15 protein-coding genes are annotated in these 22,400 nt (G+C 40.0%); 10 read left to right on the plus strand and 5 right to left on the minus strand.

All coding sequences use genetic code 11. The features are described 5' to 3' along the window. Positions 1-660: 660 nt before the first annotated feature. Entirely contained in the window at positions 661-3,555 is a 2,895-nt protein-coding gene (gene rapA / locus H5183_RS07290; protein ID WP_182731326.1) for an RNA polymerase-associated protein RapA, read from the minus strand. Between the two features lie 294 nt (positions 3,556-3,849). Here rapA and H5183_RS07295 point away from each other — a divergent pair, with 294 nt between their 5' ends. The 3 genes from H5183_RS07295 to H5183_RS07305 all read left to right on the plus strand — a co-directional run bounded on the left by H5183_RS07295 (position 3,850) and on the right by H5183_RS07305 (position 9,982). Then, entirely contained in the window at positions 3,850-5,247 is a 1,398-nt protein-coding gene (locus tag H5183_RS07295) for a PhoH family protein (protein WP_182731327.1), read from the plus strand. 66 nt (positions 5,248-5,313) lie between these two features. Further along, positions 5,314-9,099 carry a PAS domain-containing hybrid sensor histidine kinase/response regulator gene (locus H5183_RS07300; protein WP_182731328.1) on the plus strand — a complete coding sequence of 1,262 codons (3,786 nt, stop codon included), beginning with the start codon at positions 5,314-5,316 and terminating at the stop codon, positions 9,097-9,099. After that, entirely contained in the window at positions 9,068-9,982 is a 915-nt protein-coding gene (locus H5183_RS07305) for a diguanylate cyclase (RefSeq protein WP_182731329.1), read from the plus strand. Before H5183_RS07300 ends, H5183_RS07305 begins: the two co-directional genes overlap by 32 nt. A 66-nt stretch (positions 9,983-10,048) precedes the next feature. Here the strand turns inward: H5183_RS07305 and H5183_RS07310 are convergent, their stop codons facing one another. Beyond that, positions 10,049-10,429: a DUF3192 domain-containing protein gene (locus H5183_RS07310; protein ID WP_182731330.1), complete on the minus strand. Its 381-nt coding sequence runs from the start codon at positions 10,427-10,429 to the stop codon at positions 10,049-10,051. Between the two features lie 163 nt (positions 10,430-10,592). Then, a complete protein-coding gene (locus H5183_RS07315) occupies positions 10,593-11,537 on the minus strand; it encodes a D-2-hydroxyacid dehydrogenase (protein WP_182731331.1) in 945 nt (314 codons plus the stop codon). Positions 11,538-11,637: 100 nt separating this feature from the next. Between H5183_RS07315 and zntR the strand changes: the two genes are divergently transcribed. The 4 genes from zntR to H5183_RS07335 all read left to right on the plus strand — a co-directional run bounded on the left by zntR (position 11,638) and on the right by H5183_RS07335 (position 14,954). After that, positions 11,638-12,051: a Zn(2+)-responsive transcriptional regulator gene (gene zntR / locus H5183_RS07320; protein ID WP_145234897.1), complete on the plus strand. Its 414-nt coding sequence runs from the start codon at positions 11,638-11,640 to the stop codon at positions 12,049-12,051. Beyond that, on the plus strand, positions 12,035-13,315 hold the full coding sequence (locus H5183_RS07325; RefSeq protein WP_182731332.1) for an SO_0444 family Cu/Zn efflux transporter: 1,281 nt from the start codon (positions 12,035-12,037) through the stop codon (positions 13,313-13,315). Before zntR ends, H5183_RS07325 begins: the two co-directional genes overlap by 17 nt. 158 nt (positions 13,316-13,473) lie before the next feature. Continuing rightward, positions 13,474-14,607, plus strand: coding sequence for a 1-acyl-sn-glycerol-3-phosphate acyltransferase (locus tag H5183_RS07330; protein ID WP_145234899.1), 1,134 nt, complete (start codon positions 13,474-13,476; stop codon positions 14,605-14,607). A gap of 101 nt (positions 14,608-14,708) precedes the next feature. Further along, positions 14,709-14,954 (plus strand): DUF1289 domain-containing protein, encoded by a 246-nt coding sequence (locus tag H5183_RS07335; protein WP_145234900.1) that lies wholly within the window; start codon positions 14,709-14,711, stop codon positions 14,952-14,954. Here H5183_RS07335 and H5183_RS07340 read toward each other — a convergent pair. Continuing rightward, on the minus strand, positions 14,951-15,568 hold the full coding sequence (locus H5183_RS07340) for a transporter substrate-binding domain-containing protein (protein WP_145234901.1): 618 nt from the start codon (positions 15,566-15,568) through the stop codon (positions 14,951-14,953). The genes H5183_RS07335 and H5183_RS07340 overlap by 4 nt on opposite strands. 214 nt (positions 15,569-15,782) lie before the next feature. Between H5183_RS07340 and H5183_RS07345 the strand changes: the two genes are divergently transcribed. The 3 genes from H5183_RS07345 to H5183_RS07355 are packed head-to-tail and all read left to right on the plus strand — an operon-like array spanning position 15,783 to position 20,937. Further along, on the plus strand, positions 15,783-15,986 hold the full coding sequence (locus H5183_RS07345) for a DUF3283 family protein (protein WP_064667173.1): 204 nt from the start codon (positions 15,783-15,785) through the stop codon (positions 15,984-15,986). Then, positions 15,986-16,390: a GNAT family N-acetyltransferase gene (locus H5183_RS07350; RefSeq protein ID WP_182731333.1), complete on the plus strand. Its 405-nt coding sequence runs from the start codon at positions 15,986-15,988 to the stop codon at positions 16,388-16,390. Before H5183_RS07345 ends, H5183_RS07350 begins: the two co-directional genes overlap by 1 nt. Positions 16,391-16,428: 38 nt before the next feature. Then, on the plus strand, positions 16,429-20,937 hold the full coding sequence (locus H5183_RS07355; RefSeq protein WP_145234903.1) for an EAL domain-containing protein: 4,509 nt from the start codon (positions 16,429-16,431) through the stop codon (positions 20,935-20,937). Positions 20,938-21,388: 451 nt separating this feature from the next. Here the strand turns inward: H5183_RS07355 and H5183_RS07360 are convergent, their stop codons facing one another. Next, on the minus strand, positions 21,389-22,348 hold the full coding sequence (locus H5183_RS07360; protein WP_145234904.1) for an ion transporter: 960 nt from the start codon (positions 22,346-22,348) through the stop codon (positions 21,389-21,391). Between the last annotated feature and the right edge of the window lie 52 nt (positions 22,349-22,400).

A 22,400-nucleotide genomic window follows, 5' to 3' on the forward strand; every position in this document is an offset into this window, starting at 1 on the left:
GCTGCTACGGGATGTGCAATATCTCGTAGGCGCGGGTTTACCCCGCGCAATTAGATTAAAGTTCGTTCAGTGATGAATTCACCACCGAGAACACTGAGAAGAAATAAGTGATTTTTTACTTTGGTTTCTCTGTGTAGCGCGAAGCGCCTTTGTGCCCTCAGTGGTAAATAATGGGCTTTATCGCGAGGTAAACTCGCTGCTACCAATATGTAGGCGTGGGTGGTTTACCCCGCGCAAATGAAAAGTGTAAGCTCGGGGTAAAATTAGCCGCGAAACAACTCCTGTCGCGATATAAAATCGCTGCTACAAATTTGTAATATCTTGTAGGCGCGGGTTTACCGCGCGTAAATGCAAAGTGTAAATACGGGATAAAATTCAGCCTCGAAACAACCTCTGTCGCGATATAAAATCGCTGCTACGAATGGGCAATATCTTGTTGGCGCGGGTTTACCCCGCGCAAATGTAAAGTGTAAATACCGGATAAAATTCAGCTGTGGAACAACCCATGTCGTGATATAAAATTGCTGCTACGAATAGGCAATATCTTGTTGGCGTGGGTTTTCAGCGTAACATGTAATAAAAAAGCGCGCTGTAACTTAATACACCGCGCTTTTTTAAACTTAAAACTTACAGCTTATAACTTAAAGCTCAGCTCTCAAATCAATGTGATACCACAATTAAGCGAATGGCATCTAGTTGCAGCTGGGCTTTGCCAATATAAGTTGTTAGTTCAGTGCGTTGCTTGTCGTAGAAGGTAAGCTCTTCTTCACGAATATTTGGGTTTATCTGTTTTAAAGCAGCTAAACGCGCCTGCTCTTCACTGAGCGATTGTTGCATTTGCTCAAGCGCCGCAGTGCGAATGACTTCTAACTTAGTTTGCGCCATTTCTTGTGCTGTTTTAAGCATTGGGTGAATCGCACTTTGTAGTGCTCCAGCAAGTTTACTGGCTGTTTGACGGCCTACCGCAGAAAGCTGCTGATTAAAGCCATCAAAACCTACATTATCGCCTAGGTTATTACTGGCTTTGTCGAGCAAAATACGAATCGGCGTCGGCGGTAAAAAGCGGCCAACTTGCAGCGCTTTTGGTGCCATGGCTGCTGCTACGTAAATTAGCTCAACAAAAAAGGTGCCTGGTGGTAATTTTTTGTTTTTAAGTAATGCGACTGACGCAGTACCAAAGTCATCATCACAGATCATGTCTAAGGTGCCTTGCACCATAGGGTGATCCCAGCTGATGAAATGCACATCTTCTTGTGCCAGTGCTGTGTCACGGTCAAATGTGACTGTCATGCCGTCATCTTTTAAACTTGGGAATGACGGATTTAGCATATGCTCAGTTGGCTTTAAGATAATAGTATTTTCACCTTTGTCTTCTTGGCTAACGCCAAAGGTATCAAACACGTTGATCATATAACTTGGTAGTTCAAACTGGTTGTCTAGTTTTTCAATATCAACAACCAGCGAGTCTGCTGCACCTTGGCCTGATGAGTGTAACTCAAGCAAACGGTCACGCCCGCTTTCCATTTGTTTACGCAGGACTGCGTTTTGACCGGCTACTTGCTCTAGTAATGGCTCTAGCTCGTCTTCATCACAGTTATGGGCGGCAATAAACTCAAGTAGCTCATCTTTAAACTCTTTATACAAAAGTTGTCCGGTGCTTGAGGTGGTTTCAAAGGCATCTAAGCCTTCGTTATACCAACGCAGTAATACTTCTTGTGCGCTGTTTTCAAAGTACGGTACATGGATGTTGATATCTTGAGTTTGGCCAATACGGTCAAGGCGACCAATACGTTGCTCAAGTAAATCTGGGTTCAGTGGTAAATCAAATAACACTAAGTGATGAGCAAATTGGAAGTTACGACCTTCTGAACCAATTTCAGAGCACAATAATATTTGTGCATTGTCGTATTCATCAGCAAAGAATGCGGCGGCGCGATCTCGCTCAATAATTGTCATGCCTTCATGGAACACTGAGGCTTTAATCGCTTCGCGTTCACGCAGGATTTGCTCAAGGCTGATAGCGGTTTCGGCTTTAGCACAAATAAGCAGGACTTTTTCCCGTTTAAGGGTTTTTAGGGTGTCGATCAACCATTCTACTCGAGGATCAAATTGTCCCCAGCTAGCGCTTTCGCCTTCAAACTCTTGGAATATTTTTTCAGGGAATAGGGCGCGTTGCGCGCTAAGCTCTGCATTTTTAATGCCGCTCATATTGCCCAATACTGAAATTGCCGTTTTATATTGTTTCGGCATCGCCATCGGGTAGGCGTGTAGTTTGCGACTAGGGTAGCCGTCAATGCCGCTACGGCTATTTCTAAACAAAATACGGCCTGTGCCATGGCGATCTAATAACATCGCCAAAATCTCTTTACGGGCCGCTGCATCGCCATTTTGCGCTTGTTCAAGCACCTTACTGATGTCGGTTTCTTTTAACAGCTCAATTAGCGTGGCTTTGGCGTTGTCATCAAGGGCTTGCTGTTGTAATAATTGATTAGCAGCCTCTGCCACATGCTTATAGTTACTTTCTTCAGCAACAAAGGCATCGTAGTCATAAAAGCGATCAGGATCGAGTAACTGTAGGCGCGCAAAGTGGCTGCGGTGACCAAGTTGATCCGGTGTTGCTGTTAATAGTATCAGCCCTGGAATATCTTGGCTAAGCTCAGCCATACGTTGATATTCAGTGCTTGGTTTACCGTTGGTAATACTTAAATGATGCGCTTCATCAACAATCAGTAAATCCCAATCAGCCATTGTTGCTTGTTCAAACCAGCGTTTTTTCTTGGTTAAAAACTCAAGGCTAGTTAGTACTAACTGTTCAGTGTCGAATACATTTGGTGAGTCGGCAAATGCTTCATCGCAACGCTCTTCATCAAAAATTGAAAAGTGTAAATTAAAGCGACGCAGCATTTCAACTAACCACTGATGCTGCAAGTTCTCCGGCACTACGATGAGCACTCGGCTTGCGCGACCACTGATAATTTGTTGATGTAAAATCATCCCTGCTTCAATGGTTTTACCAAGGCCTACTTCATCAGACAATAATACTCGAGGAGCAAACCGTTTACCGACCTCTTGTGCAATATAAAGCTGATGCGGAATTAAGCTTGCGCGCTGACCAATCAAACCCTTAATAGGTGATTGTTGGCGTTCAAACTGGTGTTGCCATGTTTGATAGCGCAATGTATAGCGATCAAAACGGTCAACTTGACCGGCAAATAAGCGGTCTTGTGGTTTATTAAATTTGATGAAGTGATCTAAAAACGTTTCTTTTAATTTTGCTTTTTCACCGTTATCAATACGAGTGCCGTGATAACAAAGTAAATCACCGATAGGTTCAATTGACTCGACTTCAAGTTCCCATTCTTCAACGCTTTTGATCACATCACCAGGATTAAATGCCACACGGGTAACCGGTGCTTCTAGCATTGAGTAAACACGGTTTTCGCCACTGGCGGGAAATAAAATGCTGACCTGACGGCCCTCAAGGGCAACCACTGTGCCTAATCCTAAATCTGACTCTGTATCACTGATCCAACGCTGACCTAAGGAAAAATTCATGTATGTCTCGTCTATGAAGAAAAAGGCGGCTATGTTACCTGTTACCTAACACCACTGCAAGGCACGAACCAGCTGACTTTTAATTAATTTAATAACTGTGAATTATTCCTATTAAAGCTGCTGCAATAAGGATTAATTCAAAACAAAAAAAGGTTTGTCATAAAACAGACTTTTATGACATCTAAGCTAAACTTAGAATATACCTAGCAATTAAGTTTTTCAGGGTGAGCGTTCACCCGTTTTACTTGATTAGTTGTGTATAGCATAAAAATCATAAAACGTAAGGAAAGTGCTATGGAAAAAGCTTCGAACCTTGATAGTAAAATGTATGTGCTAGATACCAATGTATTACTTCACGAACCCCTCGCGTATTTATCATTCCAAGAACACGATGTTGTAATTCCCATGACAGTTTTAGAGGAACTGGATCATATAAAAGATCGTAAGCATGATGTCAGCCGTGATGCCCGTGTGGCCATTCGTGGTTTGGATGAAGTACTCAAAGATGCCACACCAGAACAAATGCTCAAAGGTGTCGCTCTACCTAGTAATAAAAAGGCCAAAGCATCTTCGGCTGGCACACTTATTATTGTTAATGATCATTTATTTGCCGATTCTATCTCAGGTTTACCTGGCAACGAAAATGACCACCGTATTATCAATTGTGCCGTGCACCTACAAAAACAACATCCTAATAGCAAAGTGGTGTTAGTTACCAAAGATATTAATATGCGTTTGAAGGCCAAAGGCGCAGGGCTTAAATTTGTTGAAGATTATCGTACCGATCAGCTGATTGATGATATTGCTTTGCTCTCCAGTGGTTATAAAAAAATTGCTGGCGATTTTTGGCAGCATGTGGGCGAATGTGAAACACAACAACATGGTCGTGATGCGTTTCATAAAGTGGCAAAAAGTTTGATCCCCGATGTATTTTGCAATGAATATTTACTTGATGACAGCGGTCAGTTTGCCGCACGAGTCAAATCTTATGATGAGCAGCATATTATGCTCAAAGATATCGGTGTTGAGCGTTTAATGCATCAGTCGGCATGGGGAGTAAAGCCAAAAAATATTTATCAAGGCATGGCAATGGATGCGTTACTCGATACCGGTATTGAATTAGTTATTTTAACAGGTCCTGCAGGATGCGGAAAAACATTACTAGCGCTTGCCTGTGCTTTGGAAATGGTGGTTGAAAAAGGTATTTACGATAAGGTAATTGTCACCCGAAATACTCCTGAAATTGCTGAGTCGATCGGTTTTTTACCAGGTACCGAAGAGGAAAAAATGGCACCATGGTTAGCTGCGATCACCGATACCTTAGAGGTATTACACAAAGGTGACGAAAATCCTATTTCAAGCCGTAACTATATTATGGAAAAGGCCAACATACAGTTTAAATCAGTTAACTTTATGCGTGGTCGCAGCATTCAAAATGCCGTGGTCATTTTAGATGAAAGCCAAAACCTTACCGCCTCACAGCTGAAAACTATTATTACCCGTTGTGGTGAAGGTACTAAGTTAATTTGCTCTGGTAACCTTGCGCAAATAGATAGTAACTACTTAACTCCAGTTACTTCTGGTTTAACTTATATTGTGGAGCGCTTTAAAGATTTTGAAGGCAGCGCCACAGTTAACTTAAATGGTGTGGTGAGAAGCCGTTTAGCATCGTTTGCGGAAGAAAATTTATAACTTGCGCAGTCCCACTTGGCTCGCTAACCTTGTTGACAAATTTAGCGCCAAGCATCGGATTGTAGATTGAATTTTCTACCTTTAAAACATTACTATCGTTCACTGGCTGTGGCACTTATTGTGCCGCTGCTGGTGGCTTTTCTATTATGTTTACACTTATATAATATTAAATTAGATCGCGCCGTTGCTAAACGTGAAGCGGATTTTGCCAATATAGCAGCGCAAGTTGAGCATGCTATGAATGGTGCTGATGGCTTGATCAACACACTGTTCTCTTTATACGAGCAACCTTTGTCGTATCAATTTGAGCCGCAATGGCTTGAAGATATTAATCAGCAAGAGAATTATTATTACCGAAAAATCCCTGATGGAGGCGGTGAAATTGTCGGGCAAGGTAAGTTTTCGACCACTCCTAATGCGATAGCTCAATGGCAGCAAGTGATCGCCTTGGGGCCTGCTTTTAATACCGCATTATCGTTAATTCAATCCTTATCGGCAGTTGCTTATGTTAATGAGCAAGGCTTTGTTTATATAAAACGTCGTCGTGACGAAGATAGCCTAATGTTAACTCAAGTATTGGATGGCCAGTTGCGCCCAGCACTGGCTGACAATTCACTGACATCAAGTGCGATAGTAGAGGTGGCTGGTAAAAACTACTTATCAATAGGGCGTGCGCGTGAGCAGGGCGGTGAAGAGTATATTATTTTGATTTATGACTTATCGGCAGTATCGCAATGGCTAAAAAAAATATCGCCGCGCAGTGGCGAATATATATTTTTAAATAGTGCGCAGCACGTCATTATCAGCTCACTTTACGATATTGAAGAAGACACGCCATTAGCGGAGTATTGGCCTTCAGCTAAAGCGTCATTAGCAGAATTAGATAATCAGGGTAATCTCACTCTTTTACAAGCGCAAAAGCAGCTACCAATTTATGCGGGTTATTTTGCATCACATGATGAATTAGCCTCACCGATTGTAACTGATGTATTAATTGAACTTACTTTTTTGAGTATGTTTTTAGTGATGATGTTCAGTACCTTGTTATGGTTAAGCCAGCGTATTTTTGTGAAACCCATGACATATTTAATGGCGTATCTTGAACAAAATGAGGAGCACTATAAAGATTATTCAAATTATCATATACCAGCAAACTGGCAGCCGTGGTTTAGCCGAATCAAGTGGGTACTTAACAAAAATCAGCAGTTGGTAAACTCATTGCAGCAGGCAAATAGTGAACTTGATGACCAAGTAAAAATAAAGACCCGTGAACTCGCACGCAGTTATGAGGCTAAAGAACGCCATTTAGCATTATTGAATACTATGCTCAATAGTGTGCCAGATCTTATTTATTTTAAAAACATTGATGGCTCATTCTTAGGATGTAATCGTGCTTATGAACAATACATAGGTATTGAGCAAGGGCAGTTAGTTGGTCAGCAGTTATGTGATATTAGTGATGATAATGGCCAGATCAGTGAATTAGAGCAACAAGTTTTAACAACCAAAATGAAGGCTGAGCAACGACTTGAAACCCAGCTACAAACCTTTCAATTAACCATCGCGCCATTTTATAACGATCAAAATCAGTTACTAGGTTCAATGGGAATTGGCCGGGATATAACCGCCCAACAACAAGCTCTTTTGGCATTAAAAGCGTCAGAGTCTAAGTTTCGCAGCGCCATAGAGTATGCAGCTAATGGGGTGATTTTACTTTCACTTGAACAGACAGTATTACAACTTAATCGAACTGCGCGAAAGATTTTTAAGATTGATAAAACTGAGCAGGATTTATTATTAGTGGATTTATTTCCACGGCAACAGTGGCAAGAAATAGCAACGCTTTTAGCTTTATTGCTGAGTGAGAAAAAGAAAGTTTACCATCTTACTTTAGGACAAGAAGAGCTAAATTGCTGGTGGCAGCTGAGTGTCTCTTTAGTATGGGATGAGCAACAAGCACCTTACTATTATGTTATTCATATTCAAGATGTCAGTGCATTGACTCAGGCCAAACAAGATGCCGAGCGGGCAACCGAGGCCAAAAGCCGATTTATTGCTAACTTAAGCCATGAAATACGCACGCCACTGCATGCTGTGACAGGCCTTATTGATATGGTAACTCAGCAAGGCTTAACAGCGCAGCAGCAACAGCATGCAGTTCAAGCAAAAAATGCTGCGCAAAGTTTATTAACCATGCTTAATCGAATGCTTGATTTTGCGCGAATCGAAAATAACCAAGTGCAATTAGATTTAGTTGATTTTGCTGTAGTTGCACTTGTTGACAGCTGCGAGAGTGTATTAATAGGGCTCTGCCAGCAAAAAGAGTTGGCTTTTAATATCGATATTGATCCGCTAATTGCTCCGCAGTTAGTCGGCGATTACATTCGCTTACAGCAAGTGCTCGGTAATTTACTAACCAATGCCGTGAAATTTACTGAACATGGCAGTATCACTTTGAAAATAACAGCCGTTGAATTGACGCCAACACAACAAACCCTGTGTTTTAAAGTGATCGACACCGGGATCGGTATTGATAAAGCTGATCAGAGTCGATTATTTGACGCATTTACGCAAGGCGACGAATCACTCACTCGTACCCACCAAGGCGTTGGTTTAGGGCTTGCTATAGTCAAACACGAAGTGGCATTAATGGGAGCTGAAATTAAAGTTGTCAGCAATAAAGGCCAAGGCAGTGAGTTTTTCTTTACTATAACCTTTAATGTTGCCGCTCAAATCGATCCTATCGTCTGGCACAATACTTTAGTGATTCATTCTGAGCGGGGAATTAATTTACCTACCGCATTAGCGCCATTAAAACAGCTAGAATTTTCTGAGTTAGCTGAATTAACAGACCACGCTGTATTAGCAGATTATCAGCGGATCATCATTAATGACGTTGATCTACCGAGAGTAATAACGCGAGACAATATAAAAACAGCATTGATGAGTAATAACACGCAGCTTTATGTTGTTAAAAATGCTCCAAATACTCCGCTGCCTACTCTTAAAGGTATGCAAATGTGCAGCGTGAAAAGTTCTGCATTAGTACAACGAATACAGCAAGTTGAGCCGATATCTAAACGCCCTGATGTAAATCTGACAACGGCAGAGAGTAAACTCAACGTTGCGGGCTTACTAGTGTTAGTTATTGATGATAATCAGCTTAATTTAGATATTATTAGTAATATTTTAAGTCAAGCACATATTAATGTAATGACAGCAACTTCGGCGATGGCAGGGATAGATTTGGTTGCACAAGTCATGCCTGATCTGATCTTAATGGATATTCAAATGCCAGAAGTCGATGGGTTACAAGCAACCGCTTTATTGCGACAAAGTTATGAACAACAGCAATTACCTATTTTTGCGCTAACTGCGCATTGTGAAGCAGCTGACGAGCAACGCTCACTTGCCGTAGGTATGAATAAACATTTAACAAAACCAGTGGTTGCAGCAACGTTATTAGCGGCGATCAATGAACTACAAATTACCGGCGCTGTTTTTTATAATCATTCTTTTGCATTAGAACAATTCTCGGGTAATAATGATTTATTGCAGATTATGTTGGATAAACTTGCTAAGTTGTGTGTAAGTCATCTGCAGCAATTAAAAGTACCGATGCAAGCAAAAGCTTTGGAACGGTTAGTGCATAGTATTAAAGGTGTGTCAGGAAATCTTGGCTTTAATCGCCTAAGTGCTACCGCTCAGCAATTAGAAAGTAGACTACGCAAGACACCAGACGTAGGGCAAATATCCCTGAGTCAGTTAGAGTTCGAACTAGCACAAGTAAATAGATATATTCAAATACAAGGCTCAGTAAATGTTGAAGAAAGCCAAAATACTGATCGTTGATGATGACCCATTAAATCGATTGGTGTTGGAAAAAACATTAGCGAATGATCACGAAATATTTTTAGTTGAAAGTGGTGAAAAAGCCCTGACATTTGTTAAATCAACTGCGGTTGACTTAATTATACTCGATATTGTAATGCCTGGCATTAATGGCTATGAGGTATTAATTCAGTTAAAAGAAAATTCAACTACGCACGCTATTCCAGTTATCTTTATTTCAGCTAATACAAGCCATGATGATGAAGCAAAAGGGTTTGAATTAGGCGCAATGGACTATATTGCTAAGCCATTTAGTCCCGCAATAGTACGTGCACGAGTGCGAAATCAATTATTGATTAAGCAAAAAAATGATTTGTTAGAAATGCTCGCCTCCATTGATGGGCTGACAGAAATACCCAATCGGCGTTATTTAGATGAAAGCTTATCGCGAGAATGGCGTCGCAGCCGTCGAGCTGGTACACCGTTATCGGTGCTATTAATAGATATAGACCATTTTAAGCGTTATAACGATTGTTACGGTCACCGTGCCGGGGATGACTGCCTTAAACGTGTTGCACATGCATTAGTTGCAGCGTGTGAGCGTGGCACTGACTTTGTTGCGCGCTACGGTGGAGAAGAATTTGCCGCAGTGTTACCCGATACCAACCAACACGAGGCATTAAAATTTGCTAATAAACTCAGAGATGCTGTTAATACGCTAGCTATCCCGCATAAAGCATCACTCAATGCCGCTCATATTACGATAAGTATTGGGGTTGCTACAACTGAGTTTGGTCAAGTTTATTCTGAGCATATATTACTTGAAGAAGCCGATTTAGGTTTATATCAAGCTAAAGATAGTGGCCGCGATAAAATTATTGCTCGAGTTATTGACGCAAGTTAGTAAAGTCAGTTATTACAGCAAATAAAGAGTGAATATGCTCCACTCTTTACTGCTTTAGTTTTGTGTCTAAATGGCGCTAAGTGAATTATAAATACTATCACCCACACCAATCAGTTTCTCGTTTTTAAAGACCAGTGGAGTACATTCATCTTTTGTCATTTTTCCGTCAGAGTGAATACTATGGGTGGCATAAAATAGTACTTGGTATACATCACCGTCTTTTTTTAATAGTTCTGTAAAGTCGGGAGTTTTTAATTTATTTAATACATTTTGATAGCTGGTATCTAAAGTGAGCCCTGAGATGCTTTCACGATTAAATTGATGATGTTCTTCCCAGCTTGAACTATTACCAGCCCAGTGTGTTTGTGCTTCACCATCGGATACTGCAATTACACAACCAGTAAGAAGAGGGGCTGTAAGCGCGGCAATTAAAAGTACTTTTTTCATTATTTTATCCTGGATACTAAATATTGATTTTAATTTATCTATTAGCTAGCAAAGAACTAGCCAATATTTTATGTTATTTAAAATCAATGAATTAGATTTTTTTGTAAGGTGGTGAATTATATTTAACCACCTTTTATAGCGTGACTAACTAAAAGTTAGTTGATTAGACCAGTCTATTTAAACTTTCACCTTGGCTAAATGCGCTAATATTTAAGCTGACTTGCTTTACTAAGCGAATGATTGACTCTTCACTGGCCCATGCAATATGTGGAGTCAGTATTAAATTATCACCACGATAAGCGGCCAATGGATTATCCTTCGCAGCTGGTTCTTTACTTAATACGTCAAATCCCGCTCCTGCAATTTGGTTATTGCTCAGTGCGTTGGCTAAATCAGCTTCATTAACGATACCACCGCGCGCGGTGTTAATTAAAATGGCATTGGGTTTCATCATAGCAAGTTCAGCAGCACCAATCAGATCACGACTTTCATCGGTTAAAGGGCAGTGTACACTAATAATATCAGCTGTTTTTATTGCTTGGTAAAATTCTGTTCGGCCCTCTCTAGTTACTTGGTTTTTACGCTCACTGATAATTACATTGGCACCAAAAGCACGTGCAACATCCGCAACAGCTTTACCAAGCGAACCATAACCGATAATTGCCAGAGTTTTACCTCCTATATCATTAAAACGGTAATCAAGGCGGCAGAACATCTCGCTTTGTTGCCATAACCCTTGTTGGCAATCAGCAATGTAGCGGTGAGTATTACCCAGTAAATTTGTGATCAGTGCAAAGGTATGTTGTACAACCGAAGGTGTTGAATACCCGGCCACATTGGTAACGGCAATGCCAAACTCTTTAGCGGCGACTAAATCAACATTGTTAGTGCCAGTTGCGGCTACACATATGAGCTTTAATTCAGGGAGTTTTGCCAGTGTTTCGCGATTAAGTACCACTTTATTGGTGATCAAGACATCAGCGCCTGCACTATGCGCTAATACTTGTGCTGGACTGGTTAGTGAATAACTAGTGAAGTTGCCAAGTTTTTGAAAAGGTTCAAGGGATGTGCCTGCAAGCGTAGCAGTATCGAGAAGAGTAATATTCATGAGCTTTCCTTATAATAAAAATTTATAAATGCTTGACCTTGGTGTGTACTCTAAGGTTTATACTCAGCATCAGTTGATAATATGTTAATTGGAGACGGTGATGAAAATAGGCGAATTTGCCAGTCAATTAGGTGTCTCTACAGATACCCTAAGGTACTATGAAAAGCATGCTTTGTTAACGCCTTCAGCGCGAACGCAAGCAGGTTATCGAGATTATAGCCAAACCGATCTTAAGCAAATGATGTTTATTTTGCGCGCTAAAAATGTTGGCTTTAGCTTGGCTGAGATCAAAGAACTATTACAAATTAAATTTAAAAAACATCAGCATTCTTGCCATGAAGTTAAAAACTTAACAATACAAAAGCGTGACTTAGTCGCAGAGCGTATTGCTGAATTAACACGTTTTCATCAATCATTATCCGTGTTAGCTGATAAGTGCTGCGGAGGCAAAGAGCCCGCAGATAACTGTTCGATATTAACCACTTTGGAGGACATTGATGGACTTAATCAATAATTTTTGGCAGTTATTTTTATTATCTGCACCTTGGTTAATGCTCGGTTTATTAATAGCTGGGTTATTAAATGTGTACTTACCGGCTGATTTCTTAAATAAACACTTGGGAAAAGAAGGTTTTTGGACGACTGTTAAAGCTGCTTTAATTGGCGCACCAATGCCATTATGTTCGTGCGGTGTAATACCTGCTGCAATTGGTTTAAGACGTGCAGGCGCTTCAAAAAGTGCTACCACTGCGTTTTTAGTATCGACGCCAGAAACAGGGGTTGATTCGGTGTCGGTATCGTATGTGTTACTAGGTCCTTTTATGGCTATAATTCGTCCAATAGCGGCGATTTGCAGTGCTATTGTCGCTGGTGTCTTAGTGGGGCGTGATGCTGAAAAAACGCAAACTACAGATCACACCAGTGAAGTTAATAATGAGCAAAAGCGAGCAACGACAATAAGTTGTTGCTCAACGAAATCAGCAGTGGTCGAAGAGAAGGTTAGTTGCTGTTCAACGAAACCAGCAGCGGTCGAAGAGAAGGTTAGTTGTTGTTTAACGAAACCAGCAGCGGTTGAAGAGAAGATAAGTTGTTGCTCAACGAAATCAGCAGTGGTCGAAGAGAAGGTTAGTTGCTGTTCAACGAAACCAGCAGCGGTTGAAGAGAAGGCAAGTTGTTGCGATACATCAAGTGCAGCACCAGCCAGCCAATGGCAAAAGATGAAACAGGCAGTGAGTTTTAGCTGTAACAAATTGCTATCAGACACTATGAAGTGGTTAATGATTGGTTTGTTCTTTGCAGCCTTAGTGCAAACTTATGTACCAGAATCATTTTTAACCCAATGGGGCAGTGGTATTTTGGCTATGCTGGTGGTGATCGTGATTAGTATTCCCATGTATATTTGTGCGACCGCATCAACGCCGATTGCAGCTGGTTTGTTATTAAGTGGCGTAGCACCTGGCGCTGTTTTAGTCTTTATGTTGGCAGGTCCTGCCACTAATGTCGCGACGCTTGGCGTGGTTGCCAATGAGCTTGGTAAGCGTGCAGTGGTTGCTTATTTAGTTGGTGTAATAGGTGTCGCTTTGATATTTGGTTTTTTAACCGATTATTTAGTGGCTGAATTTGGCTTTGTTGTTACACCATTATTAGGTGATGAACATCAAGTGCTACCACATTGGTTAACCCTTCTCTGTGGTACTATTTTAGCACTGTTAATGGCGCGTTTAGTTCTTAAAGGAGCGCTTAGTAAATACCGCAGCACTGGTAAGAGCATTGCATAATTGAATGTTATTAAAAAGATTTTTAGCTGTTATAAAATATAAACAATGGACCAAATTAATGACTTAGTTCGCATTTTAGGTTGTCTGAGTTATAATCGCCTATAGAATATAAACGGTGCGCACGAGCGCACCGTTTTTTTAACTTTAAAGATGCAGTAATGAGTGAACCAGTGGACAAGTACGCAGATATAAGACCTTACAATGATGATGAAGTAGCCGCTTCGGTTGCACGCTTGATTGATGATAATGCGTTTATTGATGTAGTTGCAAAATATAACTTACCGCGTTTTTTATCAGCTGTACCCTTTTTATCTAGAACATTGGTAAAGTATCAGTTACGTAAAAAGTGGGGCGCTATCAACAGTGTTGAGCAAGTTCAACAAATCGTTGCTAAGTATTTAGCACAGCTGGTAAAACGCACCACAACTGAGGTGACCTTTTCTGGTTTGGATCAACTCGATCCAAAGCAAGCGTATTTGTTTATCTCAAATCATCGCGATATCGTACTTGATCCTGCTTTAATTAATTGGGGTTTATTCAGTCACAAAATGAAGACAGTCCGTATCGCCATCGGTGATAACTTACTGCAAATCCCTTATATCACCGAACTGATGCGTTTAAATAAAAGCTTTATTGTTAAGCGCTCAGTTAAAGCGCCAAAAGAAATGCTTAGAGCACTATCGCAGCTTTCAGCTTATATTTACGATTCGCTTGCTGGTGGTGATTCAATTTGGATTGCACAAAAAGAAGGCCGCGCTAAAGATGGCTTTGATCAAACAGATCCTGCGCTACTTAAAATGTTGCAGCTTAATGGTCGTAAGCAAAAGAAAGAGTTTGCTGAGTATGTACGTGAGCTAAAAATTGTACCAGTATCAATTTCATATCAATATGAACCTTGTGCAACAGCCAAAGCCAGAGAGCTTTATCATAAGCAGCATCATGGTAAATATGTAAAGTCAGCGGGTGAAGATATTGCCAGTATTGTTGAAGGTTTTAGTACCGCCAAAGGGCATGTTCATTTAGCATTTGGGCAACCAATTGAAGACGGGTGTGAATCACCAGAGCAGCTGGCAAAAACCATCGATGAGCAAATTATTGATTCGTTCTTTTTACACCCAGGAAATTATATCGCTGGTGGCTGTAAACAGGCGGTGATTAATAAAGCCGATGCTCAGGCATTTGAGATGCGTATGGCGCGTGTTCCAGATGAATTAAAACCTCTGGTGTTAGCTATGTACGCTAAGCCATTTCATCGTAAGGTTGAGTTTAATAGTAGCGAAAGCGGCCAATAACTAATGTAAAACATCTTCAAAAAAACCGTAATTAAGTTACGGTTTTTTTTCGTTTAAAAAACGGGCTATACTAAAGTTGTGTTTATTGGCCGATGTTTGTTATGCAACAAATTGAAATTTTTGAAATTCCAAGTCCTTGCAAAGGCATTTGCGAGGTAAATAACCGAGGCTATTGCAAAGGCTGCTATCGAAGTCGGGAGGAACGCTTTGGTTGGAATTCATTTTCAAACGTAGAAAAAAAGCAAGTCATTAGTTTGTGTCAACAGCGTTATAAACGTTACTTGCAAAAGCGCCAAGCACTTATCGCTAAGTCAGCACCATCGGAGCAGGGGGATTTTGGTTTTTAATCAAGATTATGTTTAGCCCTGAGTAAACGAACTGTGCCATTTTCATTGAGTTTATGCAGTTCTTTTTCAAGCTTAGGAATTAATGCGCTATGGCGTGAATGCAAAAAGTGATAGCTTTTTATTGGTGCCAGTATTTCAGTTTGAAATTGCTTAACATTAAACTGAGGGTGTTTAGTAGACAATAAAAAGTCGAGTAAAATCACACCTTGTACTTTACCTTGAGTGAGTAAATTAAGTTGAGCAGTGACGCTTTTCACCTTAATAATGTCACCAATAAAAGGGTGTTCGTTAAGGTAACTCTGCGCTGCAGGATAACCAACTTGAATGGCGATATTGTCTAGCTGCTCAAATGTACATTGTTGGCAGTTTTTTAATAGCACAAGGTTAAACTCAAATAGCGCAAAGTTAACCGGATGCAAGTTTTGATATTGTTGACTGATACTGGCCACTCGCCCTAATTGGCCATCAAGCGTGCCATTGTTCGCTGCAGATAAAGCGCTTTGGTGATTAAAGTCAATAATATGTACATCATAGCCAAGTTCCTTATATGCAAGGGTCATCAGCTCAATCACATAGCGAGCCTGTGGGGTATCGGCTGGGCGATTAAACAGCATATGTTGCGTGTTCGCTATAGTGCTCAGTGGCGTTAGTGAATAACAGAGCAATATGAGATAAAAAAAGCACTTAATCACAGCGTTTCCATATTAGGACTAAAAACGCCACCAATCTACGTTTAAAAGCTAAAAAGCGCAAGTTTAGCCGTGACTCTTTTAGGCAAATGTTTGTTATACTCTGGGCATTAATATGATTAGTAATAACTGGTAATTTATGTCGTTTAACTTATGCTTACTACCTCGTGAACAAAAATATCAAATTCAATTGGATTACGAGGCATCGTTTTGGGCTTATCAAATAAAGCGTGGTAAGAGTACTCGTGAGCAAATATACAATACAATTCATAGTCGGCCAGTGGCAGAGCAGATGTTTTTGAAGCAGCAATTTGAACAATATTTAGCGACGATGCAAAGTTAATGACGGCATTGCGTTTTGAATGCCTAGAGCCAATTAAAACCCCTTTAGTGAATAAGTTTTACGATCAATATAAAGCCCGAGGTCGGGCAACCAGACAAGATCAAGTGTGGGTTGTTTATAATGACTTAGTTATTGTCGCGGCATGCAGAATTCAAAATCGCAGTGATTATTTGTTTTTGTCTACCTTGCTGGTTGCACCTGCTTGGCGCGGTCAAGGAATTGCAAAAAAACTACTAATTCATACCTTGTCTAATCAAAATTCACTCGTTTATACATTTGCTTATAACTATTTAGCTGATTTTTATCAATCAATTGGCTTTAACTTTGTGTTAACATTGCCACCACCTTTAGATACACTCTTTACTGTCTATCAGCAACGAAATATCGTAGCTATGCAGTGCTAGTAAAAATAATTTGTTAAAACAACCACGTGGAAATTTAGATGGGTCAATGGTTTAAGGCTAGTGTGTTCTTTTTGTTAGCCGCCTTTGTTGTTGCTAGCCAAGCTACTATGGCGCAGGTAAAACGCTTATCGCCAAGTGAAGGTTTATCACAAAGCTATGTCAATACCATGTTGATAGATAAAAGCGGCTATCTTTGGTTGGCGACTGAAGGAGGCTTAAATCGTTACGATGGCTATCAGGTAGTACATATTGCAGGGCCAAACGGGGAATTAGATGAAGCAATTATTGACCTTATATATCAAGACCCGGATGGTTATATTTGGATTGCATCGTTAGTTGCAGGGCTGTTTCGCTATGATCCAAGTACCGATAGTTATCAACAATTTTTATCAAAACCCACCAGTGAAGAACAAGTCTTAAGTCAGTCTGTATTTAGTATGGTTGCCACCGATAATAAGTCATTATGGATTGGCCGTGGTTGGGACTTTGCTCGCCTTGATTTAGCGACGGGCCAAATTGAGACTATTTTTGAATTACCAGAGCGCACTCGTAATACCGTGATCCGCGATTTATTACATTACAAAGGTTATATCTTCATTGCCGCCAGTACTGGCGCATATGTCTATCATATAGCAACTGGGCAATACCGAAAATTAGAGCATTTAAGCACCGAGCCAGACCATGTGTATCAAAATTATATAAAGTCGTTTGCAATAGGCGAAAATGAGCAACTGTTAGTGGGGGCCGTACGTGGTTTATATCAAGTTGATATTAGTGATTTACCGAGTATGTTTGAGCGCCCAGATGTGCCTTTTAAAAATAAAACCATATTGAACGATCTTAATATTTGGAAAATAATAAATGACCATGGGGTGCTTGATTTAGGCACCGATAAAGGTTTATTTAGTCTCGATTTGAATAGCGGTGAGCTGACTAAAAATAATAGAGTAAAAGAAAGTAAATACTCACTGGCAGATCCAAGTGTTATCGATATTGTCAAAGATAGTAACGGCGCTATGTGGACAGCTACTAAAAGTGATGGGGCATTTTATTTACCTTATGATAATTATCATTTTGAAAATGTTAATGCCAGCATGCTCTCCGGTGATGGTTTATCGCACCCTTCTATTTGGGGCATAACCGAGTATGAAGATAAACTCTGGCTAGCAACTCATAATGGTTTAACTGCGGTTGATTTAAAAACTAATCAAGGGCAAGTGTTTTTAAAAGATTATCAAGCTGATTTGTTTACCACTGAATTTAATATCTACGCTATTTCTCCTTATAAAGATAAATTGTGGCTGCGTACTAATCGCGGGATTTTTAGTTTTGATCCGCATAGCTATGAAATTTTTCCTGCAACAACAGCCGACCCAAGCCAGCAACACCTGATCACAGGGTGGATACATGGCTCAGTATTGATGCCAAATGGTGAATTATTTTATGTTCATTCTGATCATGGCATGTTTGTTTATAATATCGACAGCCAAAAGATCACTCCTTTAGGTGGTGAATTTGAAAAGTTTGAACCGTTTTTAGCTTATGGTTTCTTACCGCCTTTATCTACCAAACCTGACTCCCCGTTATTTTATAATGCAGGGGTGCTTTATCAGGTTGATCCAAACTCATTTGCTTTAACAAAAATCTATACCGTGCCACAGCAACACGAAAATGTAGCCGTTAATGTAATGTCTTATATTGTTGATAATAATAATGTGCTGTGGATCACGTTATCGAATTTTGGCTTAATTGGTCTTGATGCATCGAATTACAAGCTGTTGTATACCATAGATTTAGATAAAAATAAGCTCGGCACCTTATTGTACGATATGGTGTTAGATGATGCTGGAATGATCTGGATGAGTAGTCATAAAGGGATCTGGCGATTAAATCCAGAAAACAAACATTTTCAGCAATTTACGACATCAGAAGGACTGGTCTCTACCGAGTTTAATAGTGGTGCATTTACGCGTTTAAAAACCGGCCAAATAGTCTATGGTACGTTAAAGGGATTTAGCTATTTTTACCCAAATGATAATCAACCTAGGCATGGTTTAATTGATCATGTAAATATAACCAGCATTGATTTGATGTCTCGTGAATTATCTACGGATCTTAAGCAACCAATAAAAACAATCACCTTAGAGCACGACGATATAGGTCTTGAAGTGGCTTTTTCGGCAATGGCATTTAACTACCAAGAACGTATTATTTATGAGTATCAACTCTCTGATGGGCAAAAGTCTTATACCCGTAATAATAACCGAGTGCTATTTCCAAAACTTAACCCCGGCAAATACCAACTAAAAATTTGGGCTAAAGATCCGCTTACTGGCGACTACACACAACCGGCAGTATTGGACATTGTGGTAAAATACCCGCTATGGCGCGCGCCTCAGTTTATAGTGCTTTACGCACTGGTGTTTTTTGGATTAGTTGCGGCTTGGATTATGCGTCGTAATCGAATTCAGCAATTATTATTAGCAGCCCATAGAGAAAGCCAAGAAAGTGAAGCGCGCTTAAAGTTAGCATTAGAGGGCAGTCGTTCAGGGGTTTGGGATTGGCAATCTTCAAGTCCAATCATTTATCAACCACGACTTAAAAATGAGCTGGGTTATGATGTTGAATCGGTTAATTTGGATGATTATTTAGCAAAAATACATCCTAAAGATAAACAACATTTTCGTATCGAATGGTTAGAATTTTTATCCACCGAGAAAGGCTATTTTAACTGCACCTATCGTTTACGCCATAAATTAGGCTATTGGCGCTGGTATAAAGACTTTGGCAAAGTGGTTGCTTGGCAAGGAAGTACACCCGAGAAAGTGGCCGGCACTTATACTAATATGACTCGTGAATTAGTGTTTGAAGAACATGCCCGTTTATTTGGCGCAGCATTTGAGCAAACCCGCGATTGGGTCTTTATTCTGGATAAAAGTTTACGTATTTTAGCTACCAACAAAGCACTGCAGAGCGCATTTAACTTTCCTGTTGATTATCGTTCTAGCTGCTCATTACACTTAGGGTTAAGTCGTGTTGTAAGGGTTAACTATTTACGTGTAATGAAGGAATTGCAAGCTGGTGAACATTTTTCTGCAGAAGATACCGTTTACTTAGCTAATGGTGAATCTCGCCATGTATTAATTAAAGTCAGTGCTGTGGCAGATACTGAACAACGCTTAGAAAGCTATGTGGTCATCCTCACTGATATTAATGCGCAAAAGTTAGCTGAAAATGAATTGTTTTTATTAGCAAATTACGACAGTTTAACGGGGTTACCAAATCGTACTTTATTTAATGACCGAGTTGAACACGCACTTGAACAGGCAAAAGGCCAAAATTCAAAAGTAGCGTTACTCAATATTAATATCAAGCGTTTTAAGTATTTTAATGACTCGCTAGGGCATGAAGCTGCCGATGAGATAATAAAGGCGGTGGCACTGCGGATCAAATCGCGTGTACAGGCCAAAGATAGTGTAGCCCGTTTTAGCGGTGATGAATTTATGTTGTTAGTCGAGGGCATTCAACAAATCGAAGAGGTTGTTTTACTGTGCGTTAAGTTGATGGCCAGCTTGAATGACAACATCATTATTAACAACCAAGCGATTAGTGTCAGTTTAAGTATTGGCGTGGCGATTTCGCCTGATGATGCACTCAGTGCTAAAAGTTTAATTAAAGCGGCTGATATTGCACTGTATCATTCGAAAAAGAGCTTGGAAGGTTGTTATCAATTTTATAAACAAGAAATGAATCAGCATGTACAACGCTCTCTGCATTTAGAATCACAATTAACTCAAGCCTACCAAAATCATGCGTTTTGTAATCATTACCAAGTGATTGTTAATGCTAAAACTCATCAGGCCGAAGGGCTGGAAGTATTGCTGCGTTGGCCAGAAAATAACAGCTATGAAACGCAAGAGTTTGCGCTTGCTGCTGAGAGTATCGGTTTGATCACAAAAATTATGTTGCAAACCTTAGCTAGAGCGTTGATTGAACTTAAACAGTGGCAGTTACAAAAGCCTGACTTGTATGTGTCTATTAACCTGTCTGCACTGGATTTTGAGTATAAAAATTTAGTTGATGAAATTCGCAGTGCGCTAATTAATGCTGATGTATCAGCCAGCTCTGTGGTGTTTGAAATTACAGAATCAGTGCTGATGCATGATTCACCGCAAGCGTTAAATAGCATGTCAAAGTTGAAGCAACTAGGTTGTCGCTTATATATGGATGACTTTGGTACAGGTTATGCTTCACTCACTTATTTAAAGCGCTTTCCGATCGATGTACTGAAAATTGATCGCAGTTTTGTAACTGATATTGGTATAGATAGTGACGATGAAGCGATTATTCAGTCAACGCTTGCATTGGCGAAAAGCTTAGGTAAAGAATGCGTCGCAGAAGGCGTTGAAACTAAGCAGCAGCTTACCTTTTTGCGCAACTTAGGCTGTAATTTATTTCAGGGCTATTTATTCAGTAAACCAATCCCAGGTGATGATGTAAGCGCATTATTAAATAAAGACTGGCAGTCGTTGTTGAATGAAGACTAATGCTAGCTAGAGTTTTATTAAATGGTGAAAATATCAGTGCCGAGTTTATAAATGGTTACTTTTTTGAATTTTTAAGCTTAACTTGTTTTAGCAAAAAAATAACTATTATGAATCAAGGAAGTTATGAAGCCTGAGAAGCCTACTATTATGGATATGTCCGAATTTAAGCCATCAGCGAGATGTCCTAATTGTAATTTGATTATGTACTTAGGAAACAGGTGCCCGCATTGTGATTATTTGCTCAGTCATACGGAGCAAAAAACTCAAAGAGAATTTTGGCTTAAAGTTCGAAATACTGGCTATATAAAAGGTATGGTCTTCTTTGCTTTCTTCTTTTTTATAGCTTGGGTTTTATTTGCTGAGTCATAACGTTTTTGAGACTCAACACTACAATTAAACCAATCGCGGTGTTGATGCCCTAAACAGTTGAAATTTTAACTAGAAGCTATATCTAGTCTTGGCGTTCACCGCAGTGACGACAATAAAGGTTTTTAGTGCGTGCACTAAGTTGAGACTTAATTGCTTTGTTTGCTTCTTGCTTACTTAAACCAAGCTTACAGCGCAAATTCTCTAGATGCTCCAGTTGCGCATCATCTAGTTTGCCATCTAGCTCGCCATCATGCAGACATTCATGCACCGCATCACTAAACATGATCCTACGCTTACGTAGCTGTTCAGAGAAACTCGAAGCTAATAAGCCGGTGGGTATTGCTACCATTCCCATACTCAGTAACGTGATCACGCCGCCAAAAAAACGCCCTAGCGGTGTTACTGGCACAACGTCACCATAACCTACAGTGGTCAGCGTTGCCATTGCCCACCACATTGCCGCAGGAATGGAGCCAAATTTATCCGGTTGTATATCGTGTTCAATTAAATAAATTCCGCAGGAAGCTAAAATTAGCACCACTGCCATTATAAAGAATGCGGCCAAAAGCGAACTGCTTTCATCACGAAATGATTGTAAAAGTAGCTGCATTGCTCGTGAGTAACGAGTGAGCTTAAAAACACGTAGGAGTCTGAGCACTCTTAAAAAACGTAAATCAAAGGTGATAAACATCATTAAGAGCGTGGGCAGGATTGCCATGAGATCAATTAAGGCTAAAGGAGAGAGTAAATATTTTAAACGGCGTTGAAAATTACCACAGTCTAGACTTTTGTACTCGGCACGTTCTACGCATGACCAAAGGCGAAGTAAATACTCGATGGCAAAAATACTAACCGAGACAAGCTCAAGTATTAAAAATTCATACTTATATTGCTGAGCCAAACTGACCACGGATTCAAGCACAATTGCAATCACATTAATCATTATCAGCGATATTAGAAATATATCGATGTAATGACCAGTCTTACGGTACTCCCCATTACCTTCAAAAAATAGCGCTGTGCGTTTACGTAAATTATTCAAATTAAATCCGTGTTCTTTTAAAAATAATACTGGTTTAGAGTTTAGCTTATAG

The sequence above is a fragment of the Pseudoalteromonas sp. SR44-8 genome, from assembly GCF_014163635.1.
Classification (GTDB): domain Bacteria; phylum Pseudomonadota; class Gammaproteobacteria; order Enterobacterales; family Alteromonadaceae; genus Pseudoalteromonas; species Pseudoalteromonas rhizosphaerae.

Bases quoted from the DNA above. Each gene is read 5' to 3' on its own strand.
- H5183_RS07350 (WP_182731333.1), top strand. From the start codon at position 15,986: ATGACGGCATTGCGTTTTGAATGCCTAGAGCCAATTAAAACCCCTTTA.
- H5183_RS07335 (WP_145234900.1), top strand. From the start codon at position 14,709: ATGCAACAAATTGAAATTTTTGAAATTCCAAGTCCTTGCAAAGGCATT.
- H5183_RS07355 (WP_145234903.1), top strand. From the start codon at position 16,429: ATGGGTCAATGGTTTAAGGCTAGTGTGTTCTTTTTGTTAGCCGCCTTT.
- rapA (WP_182731326.1), bottom strand. From the start codon at position 3,555: ATGAATTTTTCCTTAGGTCAGCGTTGGATCAGTGATACAGAGTCAGAT.
- H5183_RS07295 (WP_182731327.1), top strand. From the start codon at position 3,850: ATGGAAAAAGCTTCGAACCTTGATAGTAAAATGTATGTGCTAGATACC.
- H5183_RS07305 (WP_182731329.1), top strand. From the start codon at position 9,068: ATGTTGAAGAAAGCCAAAATACTGATCGTTGATGATGACCCATTAAAT.
- H5183_RS07315 (WP_182731331.1), bottom strand. From the start codon at position 11,537: ATGAATATTACTCTTCTCGATACTGCTACGCTTGCAGGCACATCCCTT.
- H5183_RS07310 (WP_182731330.1), bottom strand. From the start codon at position 10,429: ATGAAAAAAGTACTTTTAATTGCCGCGCTTACAGCCCCTCTTCTTACT.
- H5183_RS07340 (WP_145234901.1), bottom strand. From the start codon at position 15,568: ATGCTGTTTAATCGCCCAGCCGATACCCCACAGGCTCGCTATGTGATT.
- H5183_RS07330 (WP_145234899.1), top strand. From the start codon at position 13,474: ATGAGTGAACCAGTGGACAAGTACGCAGATATAAGACCTTACAATGAT.
- H5183_RS07325 (WP_182731332.1), top strand. From the start codon at position 12,035: ATGGACTTAATCAATAATTTTTGGCAGTTATTTTTATTATCTGCACCT.
- H5183_RS07345 (WP_064667173.1), top strand. From the start codon at position 15,783: ATGTCGTTTAACTTATGCTTACTACCTCGTGAACAAAAATATCAAATT.
- zntR (WP_145234897.1), top strand. From the start codon at position 11,638: ATGAAAATAGGCGAATTTGCCAGTCAATTAGGTGTCTCTACAGATACC.